This window comes from Pseudoxanthomonas sp. 68-E7 (genome assembly GCF_057773145.1).
This window is the reverse complement of the sequence record NZ_JBYMTI010000006.1, coordinates 121555-134279: the sequence shown is the minus strand read 5'-3', so window position 1 is coordinate 134279 and position 12725 is coordinate 121555. Positions and strand designations below refer to the sequence as shown.

12 protein-coding genes are annotated in these 12725 nt (G+C 68.3%); 7 read left to right on the top strand and 5 right to left on the bottom strand.

Annotated features, from left to right (window positions below; translation table 11 throughout):
• The first annotated feature begins 97 nt into the window (after positions 1–97).
• Entirely contained in the window at positions 98–1696 is a 1599-nt protein-coding gene (locus tag AC3DE2_RS15470) for a serine hydrolase domain-containing protein (RefSeq protein ID WP_488426937.1), read from the top strand.
• A gap of 305 nt (positions 1697–2001) precedes the next feature.
• Positions 2002–3303, top strand: coding sequence for an acetamidase/formamidase family protein (locus AC3DE2_RS15465; protein WP_488426936.1), 1302 nt, complete (start codon positions 2002–2004; stop codon positions 3301–3303).
• Positions 3304–3332: 29 nt separating this feature from the next.
• Here the strand turns inward: AC3DE2_RS15465 and ligD are convergent, their stop codons facing one another.
• The gene (ligD, locus tag AC3DE2_RS15460) at positions 3333–5945 is read right to left on the bottom strand and encodes a DNA ligase D (RefSeq protein ID WP_488426935.1); all 2613 of its coding nucleotides are present in this window, start codon (positions 5943–5945) and stop codon (positions 3333–3335) included.
• Between the two features lie 64 nt (positions 5946–6009).
• Between ligD and AC3DE2_RS15455 the strand changes: the two genes are divergently transcribed.
• Positions 6010–6210, top strand: a complete 201-nt coding sequence (locus AC3DE2_RS15455; protein WP_295376666.1) for a hypothetical protein — start codon at positions 6010–6012, stop codon at positions 6208–6210.
• 44 nt (positions 6211–6254) lie between these two features.
• Here AC3DE2_RS15455 and ku read toward each other — a convergent pair whose 3' ends face one another.
• Positions 6255–7163, bottom strand: a complete 909-nt coding sequence (gene ku / locus AC3DE2_RS15450; RefSeq protein WP_488426934.1) for a non-homologous end joining protein Ku — start codon at positions 7161–7163, stop codon at positions 6255–6257.
• 195 nt (positions 7164–7358) lie between these two features.
• Between ku and AC3DE2_RS15445 the strand changes: the two genes are divergently transcribed.
• Positions 7359–7751, top strand: coding sequence for a hypothetical protein (locus tag AC3DE2_RS15445; protein ID WP_295376658.1), 393 nt, complete (start codon positions 7359–7361; stop codon positions 7749–7751).
• Positions 7752–7791: 40 nt separating this feature from the next.
• Here the strand turns inward: AC3DE2_RS15445 and AC3DE2_RS15440 are convergent, their stop codons facing one another.
• Complete coding sequence (locus AC3DE2_RS15440) at positions 7792–9714, bottom strand: DEAD/DEAH box helicase (RefSeq protein WP_488426933.1); 1923 nt, start codon at positions 9712–9714, stop codon at positions 7792–7794.
• 242 nt (positions 9715–9956) lie between these two features.
• Here AC3DE2_RS15440 and AC3DE2_RS15435 point away from each other — a divergent pair, with 242 nt between their 5' ends.
• The 3 genes from AC3DE2_RS15435 to AC3DE2_RS15425 are packed head-to-tail and all read left to right on the top strand — an operon-like array spanning position 9957 to position 11379.
• Complete coding sequence (locus tag AC3DE2_RS15435) at positions 9957–10451, top strand: RNA polymerase sigma factor (protein ID WP_488427093.1); 495 nt, start codon at positions 9957–9959, stop codon at positions 10449–10451.
• An 8-nt stretch (positions 10452–10459) separates the two neighbouring features.
• Entirely contained in the window at positions 10460–11122 is a 663-nt protein-coding gene (locus AC3DE2_RS15430) for a serine/threonine protein kinase (RefSeq protein ID WP_488426932.1), read from the top strand.
• Positions 11123–11160: 38 nt separating this feature from the next.
• Positions 11161–11379, top strand: coding sequence for an RNA-binding S4 domain-containing protein (locus AC3DE2_RS15425; protein ID WP_488426931.1), 219 nt, complete (start codon positions 11161–11163; stop codon positions 11377–11379).
• A gap of 33 nt (positions 11380–11412) precedes the next feature.
• On the opposite strand, the gene AC3DE2_RS15420 is transcribed toward AC3DE2_RS15425, so the two are convergent.
• Both AC3DE2_RS15420 and AC3DE2_RS15415 read right to left on the bottom strand, forming a co-directional pair.
• Complete coding sequence (locus AC3DE2_RS15420; protein WP_488426930.1) at positions 11413–11562, bottom strand: DUF6500 family protein; 150 nt, start codon at positions 11560–11562, stop codon at positions 11413–11415.
• 97 nt (positions 11563–11659) lie between these two features.
• The gene (locus tag AC3DE2_RS15415; RefSeq protein ID WP_295376644.1) at positions 11660–12721 is read right to left on the bottom strand and encodes a COG3904 family protein; all 1062 of its coding nucleotides are present in this window, start codon (positions 12719–12721) and stop codon (positions 11660–11662) included.
• Between the last annotated feature and the right edge of the window lie 4 nt (positions 12722–12725).

Below are 12725 nucleotides of genomic sequence, written 5' to 3'. Positions count from 1 at the left end.
ACGGCGCGGCGCGGCCAGCGCACGGCCCGGCGCAGCGATGCACCGCATCCGCACGCTCCCGCCTACAGTCGGATGTCCGCCCCCTGGAACCGACCGCATGCGTCCATCCTCGCTCCCTCCCGCGCATCCCTGCCGACGCGCCCATCGCCGCGCCATCGGCGCCGTGTTGCCGCTGGCGGCGCTCCTGTTGCTGGCACTGTCCGTCCGGGCGGAGGAACCGGATGCCGGGTCACGCATGTCCGGCGATCCGCTCGCCGCACTGGCCGATGGCCTGCGCCCCAATCTGCTGGCCAGTGGCGAACCGCTTCCCCACTGGTCGCTGTCCGCGCGCATGGCCCATCACCGGGTGCCCGGCGTGGCCGTGGCCATCATCCGCGGGGGCCGCGTGGTGGCCGCCGCAGGCTATGGCCGCCTGCGCGCCGATCGCGACGGCGCGGTGGATGCCGATACGCTGTTCAACGTCGGCTCGATCAGCAAGGTCGTGACCGCATCGGCATCGCTGCGCCTGGTGGCCCAGGGCCGCCTGGATCTGGATCGCGACGTGAACCAGATGCTGCGCTCCTGGCAGCTGCCGGCGCGGCAGGAGAATCCATCAACCGACGGAGCGCCGGAGACGGTGAACCTGCGCATGCTGATGTCCCACACCGCCGGCCTCAACGTGCACGGTTTCCCCGACTACCTGCCGGGCGAGCCGACGCCCACCCTGCTGCAGACGCTCGAGGGCCAGGCGCCCGCGCGCACGCCCGCCATCCGCCTGCGGCACCGCCCCGGGGCGATGGTCGACTACTCCGGTGGCGGTACCGTGATCGAGCAACTGATGATCGAGGACGTGACCGGCAAGCCGCTGGAGGAGGCCGCACGCGCGGAAGTGTTCGCGCCGCTCGGAATGGCGCGCAGCACCTTCCGGGATCCGGGGGACGCCGGACGCACCAACGTCGCCTTCGCGCACGGCGCGGATGGAAAGCCGGCCGCGTTGCCGCGGGGTTGGCAGCACTTTCCGCAGCAGGCTCCGGCAGGCCTGTGGACCAGCGCGAACGATCTGGGCGCATTCGTCGGCGCGTTGATCCGCAGCTACCACGGCCGCGAGGACTATCTGCCGCGCACGCTGGCGATCCGGATGATGACCGAGGTGGCGCCGGGCAATTTCGGCCTCGGCCCGCGCCTGGAAGGCGACGGCGAGCAGCGGGTGTTCCATCACGGCGGTTCCAACGACAGCTACCACGCCTGGATCGAGGGCTATCTGGAAACCGGCGACGGCTTCGTCATCCTCACCAACGGGGAAAACGGCTGGGCGCTGCGTGGCGAAATCCGCAATGCGCTGTCCGATGCCATCGGCCACGGCGTCAATCCACTGCTGCGCACGGTCGCGCTGGACGCGGCCAGCGCGCGGTTCGCGGACTACGCCGGCCACTACGTCCGCGACACCTCATTGCCGGAGGACCTGCGCGGCGCGCTGGCGGACGCGTTCGATGACGGGGCCGCCGAACTGGATATCCGCTTCGACGGCCAGGACCTGTCGGTGGCCCTGCCGGACGAAACCGGCAAGCTGCGCGCGCTGGCGCCCCACCACTTCATCGCCCCCACGGTGTTTTCGACAGGCTACACCTTCCACCGCGATGCGGAAGGCCAGGTCCGCGCAATGACGCTGTCGCTGGGCGATGCACGGACCTATTACCGGCGGGTGCCCTCGCATTGAGTCGCAGCCGCCTTTCGGCATCCGGACGCGGGTGAAGCGTGGGCGGGCTTTTCTTTCCCATCCTTCACAAAAAGGGAGCTTGAGGATGCGTGGGCATGCGGTGGTCGAGGCGTGCTTGTGCTCCACGCCAGCAGCCAATCCCCCATGCCTTGCCTTTTGCCTCCCCCTTTGGAAAAGGGGGATTGAGGGGGATTTGCGCTTGGCGCCACGCGTGGCAGTCCTCCTCCGGCCGGACCTCGACAGAACCCGCGACGATCACACCCATTCGCCGCATCTCCTCCACAGGATTCCCGTGGAGATCGCGCATGTTCGCCCGCCTTGTCCTGTTTTGCTGTTGCCTGTGGTCCCTTCGCGCCGGCGCCGCCGAGCCCGAACGCTGGCGAGTGGTGATCGATCTGTGGGGCAATCCGGTCTACCAGACGCTGGAATTGACCCGCGATGGGACCCGGCTGGTAGGCACGCTGGATGGCGATCCCCTGACCGGCAGCATCCAGGATCATCGGCTGCGGCTGACCGCCATCGCCGGCGACCGGCAGTACCACCTGCGCGGCGCGGTGGTGCGGGACACGATGACCGGTACCGCCGACTTTCCGGATCCGAACCAGCCCGCTCGCCGCGCCGAACACGCCTTCACCGCGAGCCGCCTGCCGTCGCGCCCCGCGGGCCCTCCGCGCGTCATTGATTTCGTGCCACGCGACTACGCCAACGTGTTCAGCGCCGACCGCGCGCCGGTCCTCACGATCTGGCCCGGCGACATCGTGCGCACTCGCACCCTCGATTCCGGTGGCGTGGACGAACACGGCGTCACCCGCGCCCTGTTCGGCAATCCCCAGGTCGGACCGTTCGACGTGGCGACCGCCGAGCCCGGCGACATCCTCGCCATCACCCTGCATCGCCTGCACCCCAACCGCGATCATGCCGACAGCCTCGATGCGCTGGTCGGACGCGCGCACGGCGCCGCGCTGGCGGCGCAGGCCGGCGCATTGGGCAAACCGGTGCGCTGGCGCCTGGACCGCGAGCGCGGCGTCGCCCTGCCACCGGCGGACAGCGGCCTGGAGGGGCTGGCGATTCCGCTGCGTCCGATGCTCGGCGGCATCGCGGTGGCGCCCGGCTTCGGTTCGCCGCCGATGTCGACCGGCGACAGCGGCCGCTTCGGCGGCAACATGGACTTCAACCAGATCGTCGAAGGCACGACCGTGTACCTGCCGGTGCTGCAACCCGGCGCGCTGCTCTACCTCGGCGACGCGCACGCCGCGCAGGGTGACGGCGAGACCTCGCAGTACGCGCTGGAAACCTCGATGGACGTGGAATTCAGCGTGGCGCTGATCAAGGCGCGCGCACTGGCGACGCCACGGGTGGAGTCGGCCGATCGGCTGATGGCGATTGGCCAGGCCGGTTCGCTGGACGAGGCCGTGCGTGCCGCCACCCAAGGCCTTGTCCAGTGGCTGCGGCAGGACTACCGGCTCGACCTGTCCCAGGCCAGCCAACTGCTGGGCGCGGCGGTCGAGTACCGCATCATCACCCTGGCCGGGCGCAACGCCGGGGTCGCGGCGATGCTGGACAAGTCCCGGCTCGCCGCGCTGCGTCCCTCCTCTCCGCGCGAATGAGGCGGAAACAGCGGTACGACCGGTGATCGTCAGTCTTCGCCAGGCGCCAGCCGCGCCAGGTTCTGCCGGATCCGTTCGATGCCGGCCCAGGGATGCTGCTTGAGCCGGCGCAATCGCGCGGGAGTCGAAGCGATGTCGAACGCGTTGCCGGATTTCACCCGTCCCAGTTCCTCCCAGCGCAGCGGCATCGCCACCGGCGCGCCGGGACGCGCGCGCAGCGAAAACGACGCCACGCTGGTCGCGCCACGCCCGTTGCGCAGATAGTCGATGAAGATGCGGCCCTTGCGCAGGCGCTTGCTGGACGTGGCGACGAACTTCAGCGGGTCCATCTGCGCCATCGATTCGGCGAAGGCGTGCGCGAAGGGTTTCACCAGATCCCAGTCGCAGCCGGGATTCAACGGCAGCACCACATGCAGGCCCTTGCCACCGGAGGTGCGCACGAACGACTGCAGGCCCGCGTCTTCCAGCAAGCCGCGCATCTGCCGCGCGGCCGCCACGGTTTCCGTCCAGGGTACATCCGCCCCCGGATCCAGATCGAACACCACCCGATCGGCCACGTCCGGATCATCCGCGTGCGCGCCCCAGGGATGGAACTCCAGCGCGTTGAACTGGACCAGTTCACGCACCGCGCGCGCATCGCGCACCACCAGGTAGTCCTCGGTCTGCCCGCTTTCTTCCTTCAGCGGCACGCTGTCCACGTACTGCATGCCCGGTGCCAGGTGTTTCTGGAAAAAACAGGGCCGGGTCGAGCCCTGCGGGCAACGGATGATCGACAGTGGCCGTCCACTGATCTCCGGCAACAGCCACTCCATCACCGTGTCGTAGTAGTCGGCCACGTCCTGCTTGGTCGCGCCGCTGTCGGGAAAAACCACCCGTTCGGGATGGGTCAGTTCGATCCCGTCCGTCGTGGCACTGGCGGCCGCCGTGCCGCGCCGGCCCGCGCCGCTGGTTTTGGACTTGGCCATGCGCCTGCTCCGTTCCGGTACGTTCGGTTCCACCGCGCCCCGGTCCGAAGCGCGCAGATCCTCCGCGCGCTTGTCCGGCCGCAGTCCTTTCAGCGACGGCTGCCGCAACAGTCCCTGGTTGCCGAGGCCACGATAGAACACTTCCACCACCGCCCTCGGCGGAAACCAGCGCGCGCCGCGCAGATCGGTGTCCAGTCCCTCCGGAATGTCCACGGTGGGGGTCGTGCGCACGCGCCGGCCCAGCGTTTCGCCCAGTTCGGCCAGCATCGCCTGGTTGAAGCCGGTGCCCACCCGACCCGCGAAGGTCCAGCCGCCCCCCGCGTCCGGCCGTGCCAGCAGCAGCGATCCGAAGCCGGTGCGGCTGCCGCGGGGTGTCGTCATTCCCACCACCGCGAACTCATCGCTTTCCTGTCGCTTGGTCTTGCGCCAGTCATCGCCCCTGCCCGGGCGGTGCGGCGCGCTGGCGCGCTTGGAGATGATGCCTTCCAGATGCCGCTCGCCCGCCGCCGCGAACGCGCGATCACCGTGTCCCAGCACGTGCGAACTGTAGGCCAGCGGCGAACGCGCGCGTTTGAGCACGGCCGCCAGCAATTGCTTGCGCTCGATTTGGGATGCGTGGCGGATGTCCACGCCTTCCAGGTGCAGCAGATCGAACAGCACGTACGACAACGGCGCGTTCTTCTCACCCGCCAGCGTCGCCTGCAGGACGCTGAAGTCGGCCTGGGTGCCGGCGCCGGCAATCAGCTCGCCGTCGAGCGCCGCCTGCATCAGGCCCAGTCGCGCCAGCGCATCCACGATCTCCGGTACCTTGGCGGTCCATTCCAGCGCATTGCGCGACCAGATCCGCACCTGGCCTGCATGGATGACGGTCAGCAGGCGATAGCCATCCCACTTGGCCTCGTGCAGCCAATCGTCTCCCTGCGGCGGCACGGTTCCGAGCGTGGCCAGCTGCGGCTTGAACGGAGCATCGGCCAGGCGCGCGCGGCGCGCGCCGGACAGCGCCAGCGCGCGCGCCTGCCAGGTCTCGCGCTGGCGTTCCGCGGTACGCGATGACGTCCGTACGCTCGATTTGGTGATGGTCTTCTTCGCCACCCGCTTCCCCGCCTTCGCCGCGCGCGCACCGGGCGCGCGGCGGCGACTCGTGCCGGCGGTGGGCGCCGGCAGGTCATCGAGCATGTCGTCGGCCTCGCGATGCGCGGCATAAGCATCCTCTTCCTTGAACAACAGCCACTGTGTCCGTCCCGAGACACGGCGGGTGCGCACCAGGTGCCAGCCGCCCTTGAGCTTGTCGCCGAACAATTCGAAACGCAGGTGTCCCTTCGCCAGTTGGACTTCCGGATCCTCCGGCGTCGACCACAGGCCACGATCGAACAGCGCGACATGGCCGGCGCCATACTCGCCTTCCGGAATCTCGCCCTGGAAATCGGCGTAGCCGATCGGGTGATCCTCGACTTCGGCCGCCAGCCGCTTGACGCCCGGATCCAGGCTGGGCCCTTTCGGCACCGCCCAGCTCTTGAGCGCATCGCCGACCTGCAGGCGGAAATCGTAATGGCGATGGCTGGCGTGATGCAGCTGGACCACGAAGATCGGCCGCGCCCGGGCCCGCGCGTTCTTGCCCGGCGCGGGCTCGCGGGTCCGTCCGAAATGCCGCTTGCGCTCGTATTCCACCAGACTCATCGGTGAACCCGATCATCACACGGCGTCCACTATGGTCGGGTTTCCGTCAACGGGATGTATGAAGATGACTCCTCTGGACAAGCCCCTGCGCCGCGAGTTGATCCTCAACGATGTGACCTACACCCTGGTGATCGATCCGATCGGATTGAAGCTGACCGAGAAGGGACGCCGGCGCGGCGTCGAACTGCGCTGGACCGAACTGGTGTCCGGCGACGCCGGCCTGGCCGCCGCCTTGCAGGCGTCGGTGGAGGGCGATCGCGGCTGAGCAAGCTGCGTCCGCGGCAGGCGGGAAACCTGCCGTGGCGCCGCTCAACGTTTCCGTGCGGCGGTCTTTTTCGTCGTCCGCTTGCCGGTGGCCTTGGTGGCCTTGCGCGCGGTCTTGCGGGTTTTCTTCGCCGCCGATTTCTTCGCCGGCGTGCGTTTCTTGTCCGCCAGGCTTTTCTGCAGCAGGGCCATGAAGTCGACCACGTTGGTGGCCGCCTCCTCCTCCTCGCGTCCCGGTTCCTCGACCCGCGCGGTCGCGCCCTTGGACTTGATGCGCTTGCGGATGATCGCCTGCAGGCGTGCGCGAAACTCGTCGTGGTAGTTTTCGGGCGACCAGGTACCCGACATCGATTCCACCAACTGCGCGGCCATCTCCTCCTCCTTGCCGGAAATGCGGTAGGACGCCGCGCTCCCCGTCGGCAGCTTGTACTCGTCCGGTTCCACCAGTTCCTGCGGATAGCGCAGCAGGATCAGCACCAGCGCATCGCCCAGCGGCATCACCGCCGACAGGTATTCACGGGTGCGGATGACCACCCGCGCCACCCCGATCCGGTCGGTGGATTCCAGTGTCCGGCGCAGCAGCACGTAGCCCTTCTCGGCCTTCTTGCCCGGCACCAGCACGTAGGGTTTCTCGAAGTAGCGCGGGTCAATCGCCTCGCGCTCGATGAAGGCCTCCACCTCGACCGTCTCGTGGCTCTCCGGCGCGGCGGCACGGATGTCTTCCTCCTCCACCACGACGTAGTTGCCCTTGTCGTACTCGTAGGCCTTGACGATGTCCTTCCACGGCACTTCCTCGCCGGTCTCGGCGTTGACCCGTTCGAAGCGGATCGGCTTGCGGTCGCGCGAATCCAGCATGCGGAAATGCAGATCGACCTTGCGTTCCCCGGACATCAGCGAGACCGGGACGTTCAACAGGCCGAAGGAAAGCGTGCCTGTCCAGATGGGGCGTGCCATGGCGCGTCCTCGCGATTTGCGGCGATACCGTCCTTGTTAGTGCCACCGGGATGATGGGCAGGTGAACGCAGGCTGGCCCGGGAGGCCCATAAAACCGCGACTTCCGTCGCGACTTAATGTTTTCTCCATCCAGCGTTTACATTCGTGACGACGCCGATCGTGATGATGGGGGCTCGTCAAACAAGGAGGACATGCATGGGCAGCATCCATCGGTATCCCCCGCGGCAGGCCGTTCCCGGCAAGTGCGAGGTGGTGGACGTGAAGGCCGAGCTAGACGAATGGCGCACCGACATCCCGGCGCACGCATTCTATGAACCGGGCACGGCATTCACCCGCTACGAACCCAGCCTGTTGTTCGCATACGACAGCTATCTGCAGTACCACCAGGTGCCGCTGGACGGGTTGCTGCATACCCTGGAACGCCGGTACGAGGAGCGCTTCGACCATTTCAACCGGCTCGACTGGCATCACATGGAAAACCTGCTCCGGCAGGTGTGGCAGCGCATGGGCGCCCCGCTCGGGGACGACGGCCAGGCGCACGCGTCCGAACCGCGACCGCAAGCGCCGCTTCGCCAGCCCTATACCTGATTCATCCGCGCGCCTTCATCCCGGCGCCACGCCGTGACGCTCAGTCGCGGTGGGGCGTCGGCTTTCCCTTGCGGTGCGGCTTCGGCGCGTGCTCGCTCCGTGCCTTCTTCGCGAAACCGCCGCCCAGCTTGCCGGCGGGCTTGCCTTCCGGACGCTGGCGGCGCGGCGGCGCATGGCCGCCATCGGCACCGACCCGCTGGATGCGCAGCTGCTGGCCGGAAACCCACACCTTCTTCAGGTGCGACAGGATCTCCGGCGGCATGCCTTCGGGCAGGTCCAGCACCGAGTGGTCGTCATGGATGTCGATGCGCCCGATGTAGCGGGCTTCCAGGCCCGCCTCGTTGGCGATCGCGCCGACGATGTTCGCCGGCTTCACGCCGTGCATGTGACCCACCTCGATGCGGAAGGTCTCCATGCCGACTTCGGGTTCGGCGCGCGGCGGCTTGTCGAAGCGCGGGCGCTCGATGCGCGGTGCGGTGTCCTCGTGCCGGCGCTCGCCGGCATGTTCGCGCGGCGCATGCTCGCGCTGGAACGGACGCTCGCCGCGTTCGGCGCGAGGTTCGCGGGCCGGACGCTCCTCGCGCGCCGGGCGCTCCATGCGCTCGGTACGGGCACGCGCCTCGCGGCGCTGCTCCGGCTGCAGCAGCAGCGGCGTATCGCCCTGCAGCAGGCGCGCCAGCGCGGCGGCAATGTCCACCGCCGGCACGTTGTGCTCCTGCTCGTAGGCTTCGATGAGGCTGCGGAACTCGCCGGTGTCGCCAGCGGCCAGGGTATCGGTGATCCGGCCCAGGAATTTCTGCACGCGGCGATCATTGACCGCCTCCACGCTCGGCAGCTGCATTTCCTGGATCGGCTGGCGGGTGGCGCGCTCGATGGCGCGCAGCATGCCCTTCTCGCGCGGGGTGACGAACAGGATCGCATCGCCGCTGCGGCCCGCGCGGCCGGTGCGGCCGATGCGGTGCACGTAGCTTTCGGTGTCGTACGGGATGTCGTAGTTCAGCACGTGGCTGATGCGCTCCACGTCCAGGCCGCGCGCGGCCACGTCGGTGGCCACCAGCACGTCCAGCTTGCCGTCCTTCAACTGCTGGATGGTCTTCTCGCGCTGCGCCTGCTGCATGTCGCCGTTGATGGCGGCGGCGGCCAGGCCGCGCGCCTGCAGCTTGCCGGCCAGTTCCTCGGTCGCCGCCTTGGTGCGGGCGAAGATGATCATCCCGTCGAACGGTTCGGCTTCCAGAATCCGGGTCAGCGCATCCAGCTTGTGCAGGCCGCTGACGAACCAGTAGCGCTGGCGGATGTTGGCCGACGTGGTGGTCTTGGCGGCGATGGTGACCTCGACCGGATCCTTCAGGTAGGTCTGGGCGATGCGCCGGATCGCCGGCGGCATGGTCGCCGAGAACAACGCGACCTGGCGCGATTCCGGGGTCTTCTTCAGTACCGTCTCGACGTCGTCGATGAAGCCCATGCGCAGCATTTCGTCGGCTTCGTCCAGCACCAGGGTGGTCAGGCCGGACAGATCCAGCGAGCCGCGTTCCAGGTGATCGATGACGCGACCGGGCGTGCCCACCACCACGTGCACGCCGCGTTTGAGCGCCTGCAGCTGCGGGTAGTAGCTCTGGCCGCCGTAGATCGGCAGCACGTGGAAACCGGGCATCTTCGCGGCGTAGCGCTGGAACGCCTCGGCGACCTGGATCGCCAGCTCGCGGGTCGGCGCCAGCACCAGCGCCTGCGGCTTGTCGGCCGCCAGGTTGATGGAGGACAGCAGCGGCAGCGCGAAGGCGGCGGTCTTGCCGGTACCGGTCTGGGCCTGGCCCAGCACGTCGCGGCCGGCCAGCACCGCCGGAATGGTGGCGGCCTGGATGGGGGACGGGGACTCGTAGCCCACTTCGGTGACCGCGGCCATGACGGGCGCGGACAGGCCGAGATCGGCGAAAACGAGCGAAGACGGGGAAGATTCGGGGGACATGGAGGACTCCGGGCGTCGCGGAGTGCGCACGCAAGCAGCCTATTGTGCGCTTTTCGCCCCCCTCCTGTCCTGCCGCCGCCGCGGCTGCCCTTCCCCGCCGTTCAGGCAAATCCTTGATTTGACGGGGGTTCCAGCCGTTTCCAGGTCCATGGGGCCTGGCCTGTGATTTTTCCGCCGCCGCTGCGAATCACCCCTCCGACACGCACAATCGGCACGGGCGGGAAATGGAACGCGTCGCAGACATGGCGGAACACGCGCGGCAGGGGTTCGCGGAGCAACTGGAGCGCCACCGGGGCATCGTCCTCAAGGTGGCCGGCACCTATTGCCGCAATCCCGACGATCGAGCCGAACTGGCGCAGGAGATCGCCAGCCAGTTGTGGCAGTCCTACCCGCGTTTCGATCCGGCGCGTCCATTCTCGACCTGGATGTACCGGATCGCGTTGAACATCGCCATTTCGTTCGTGCGCGACAACAGCCTGCGCCACCGCCACGCGATACCGCTGGACGATCAACTGCACGACATCGCCGATCCGCACGCCGCGGATCCACAGGCCGAACAGCAGGTCCGCATCCTGCACCGCTTCATCCACGCGCAGGCGCCGCTCGATCGCGCGCTCCTGCTGCTGTACCTGGAAGACCGGAGCTACCGCGAGATGAGCGAGATCCTCGGCATCAGCGAGACCAACGTCGCCACCAAGATCAGCCGCCTCAAGCAACGCATCCGCAACGAACTCTGATTCCCGACATGGACATTCTCATGGACACCGACGAACTGAAAGCCGCCTGGCAGGCGCTGGAGCGCCGCATGGCCCAGCAGGATCATCTCAGCCTGCACCTGTTCCGCGAAGGCCGCCTGGAGAAGGCGCGCCACAGCCTACGCCCGCTGTTCTGGGGACAGCTCATCCAGGTCGTGTTCGGCGTGGCGATGATCGTGCTCGGCGTGGCCTGCTGGACCCCGCACCGCGACCTGCCGGTCCTGCTGGTCTCCGGCATCATCGTGCACGCCTACGGGGTGGCGACCACCGCGATGGCCGGGCTGACGCTCGGCCTGATCGGCCTGATTGATTACTCCGCGCCGGTGTTGACCATCCAGCGCCACCTGGCCCGCCTGCGGCGCTTCTACATCTGCAACGGGATGATCGCCGGGCTTTCCTGGTGGCTGTTGTGGCTGCCCTTCGTCATCGCGCTGGGCGCGGTGGTGGGCGGCAACCTGACCCCGGCGGCCCCCGGCATGCTGGTGGTGTGCCTGGCCATCGGCATCCCCGGGCTGATCGCTTCCGCCTGGATCCACCGGTATCGCCGCCGGCGCGCCGGTTCGGACGCGTGCTTCGAGGACGCCCTGGGCGGCGGCAGCATCCAGCGCAGCCAGCGGGTACTGGACGAGTTGTCCCGGTTCGAGCGCGAGTGAGGCGGGCCGGCGACCGGGATTGCGACTAGACTGGCGCGATGCAGATCCTCGATTTCGAACTCGACCGCGAACACGTCGAACTCAACCAGTTGCTCAAGCTGATCGGCGTGGTCGACAGCGGCGGCGCCGGCAAGGCCCTGGTCGCCTCCGGCGCGGTGCGGGTCGATGGCGTGGTCGAACTGCGCAAGACCTGCAAGATCCGGGAGGGACAGGTCGTGGCCCTGGACGGCATCGAGATCCACGTCCGCGCGATTTGACCGGATTGGCCTGGCACCCCGGGCCAGGCCCGGTTACTCCACCGCCACGACCATCGCCCGGATCTTCACCGCCTTCTCGAAATGATCCAGCCGATGGGTGCGTATCCACCACTCCGCGGCTTCCATGAGCCGTTCGGGATCATCGTTGCGGTTGGTGAAGAAGGCGTAGAAGGACAGACCCACATCCGGTCACTTCCGCGCGATCTTCCTGCCGCACGCCTCGATGATCTCCCGCCGCAGGTCTTCCCTCATGCCGCTCCCCTGTCCGGGGCGCCGCGGCTCACAGCACGCCGGACGCGTCGCGGTCGAATTCGGCCATCGGGCTTTCCATCGGGCAGGTGCCATCGGGGAAACCGAAGCTCTTGCGCAGTTCCAGCCCGCAGGTGTTGATGTCCTCCAGCGCGGTCTCGGTCTGGCCGCACTGGCGATCGAATGCCAGCATGAAGTCGTCCTTGCGGCGCACGAATTCCTCGCCGCACTTGCGGGTCAACTGGATGCGGTCCAGATCGTCCTGCGCCGCGTTGGTGCCCTGCAATCCGTACTCTTCCAGTTCGGTGGCGGTCAGCAGGCGCAGCTTGCGGTTGGGCACGGTCATCATCAGATCCGCCACCGTCACCGCCGCGCCATTGCGCTCCAGGTAATCCTTGAGCTGGCCATAGACCTGGCGCAGTTCCTCGGCCAGCTCGGCGCGCGAATTGGCGCCGGAGTTGATCCGCATCATCCGGTGGATGCCGACCTTGCCGGCGATCACCCGGTTGTCGCCGGCGGCGAGGATCAACAGGCAGGAGCTGTGGCAGATGGCGCCGTCGCGCACCCACAGGGTCCAGTGCGAGGCGCCGATGATGTCGCCGGCGCGGATGCCGTCCTCGACCCGGCCGCCGCTGGAATCGATGTCCAGCACCCGCTTCTCGATCGCCAGCCGGTTGGCGACGTTGGACATGCGCTCCATCAGCGCGGTGAACTCGGCATTGATCTTGCCGGTGTAGCGCACCCGCATCACGCCCGCCGCCTGGCAGGGCTTGACCGCATCGACCAGGGTCTGGAAATCGAGCTTGTCCAAAGCGGTGCCGTCGCCGTGTTCGGCGTAGTCGAGCTCGCAGCTGATCCAGGTGACGCCGGCGGTGAGCGGCGCCTCGGGCCAGTCGGTGGTCCGCGCCAGATCGATCTTGGGCGGCGCCGGCTTGACCGGGCCGGCGCTGATCGCACCGTTGTCCTCGCTGCTGGCGGTGGTCTCGGTGCGGGGCTTTTCCGGTGCCGGCGGCGCCGGGGGGGCGGCGCGGCAACCGGCCAGGAGCACGGCGCCAGCAAAGACACACCAGGACAGCACGGAAACGGGGCGCATGGGC

Bases quoted from the DNA above. Each gene is read 5' to 3' on its own strand.
- AC3DE2_RS15470 (WP_488426937.1), top strand. From the start codon at position 98: ATGCGTCCATCCTCGCTCCCTCCCGCGCATCCCTGCCGACGCGCCCAT.
- AC3DE2_RS15465 (WP_488426936.1), top strand. From the start codon at position 2,002: ATGTTCGCCCGCCTTGTCCTGTTTTGCTGTTGCCTGTGGTCCCTTCGC.
- ligD (WP_488426935.1), bottom strand. From the start codon at position 5,945: ATGAGTCTGGTGGAATACGAGCGCAAGCGGCATTTCGGACGGACCCGC.
- AC3DE2_RS15455 (WP_295376666.1), top strand. From the start codon at position 6,010: ATGACTCCTCTGGACAAGCCCCTGCGCCGCGAGTTGATCCTCAACGAT.
- ku (WP_488426934.1), bottom strand. From the start codon at position 7,163: ATGGCACGCCCCATCTGGACAGGCACGCTTTCCTTCGGCCTGTTGAAC.
- AC3DE2_RS15445 (WP_295376658.1), top strand. From the start codon at position 7,359: ATGGGCAGCATCCATCGGTATCCCCCGCGGCAGGCCGTTCCCGGCAAG.
- AC3DE2_RS15440 (WP_488426933.1), bottom strand. From the start codon at position 9,714: ATGTCCCCCGAATCTTCCCCGTCTTCGCTCGTTTTCGCCGATCTCGGC.
- AC3DE2_RS15435 (WP_488427093.1), top strand. From the start codon at position 9,957: ATGGCGGAACACGCGCGGCAGGGGTTCGCGGAGCAACTGGAGCGCCAC.
- AC3DE2_RS15430 (WP_488426932.1), top strand. From the start codon at position 10,460: ATGGACATTCTCATGGACACCGACGAACTGAAAGCCGCCTGGCAGGCG.
- AC3DE2_RS15425 (WP_488426931.1), top strand. From the start codon at position 11,161: ATGCAGATCCTCGATTTCGAACTCGACCGCGAACACGTCGAACTCAAC.
- AC3DE2_RS15415 (WP_295376644.1), bottom strand. From the start codon at position 12,721: ATGCGCCCCGTTTCCGTGCTGTCCTGGTGTGTCTTTGCTGGCGCCGTG.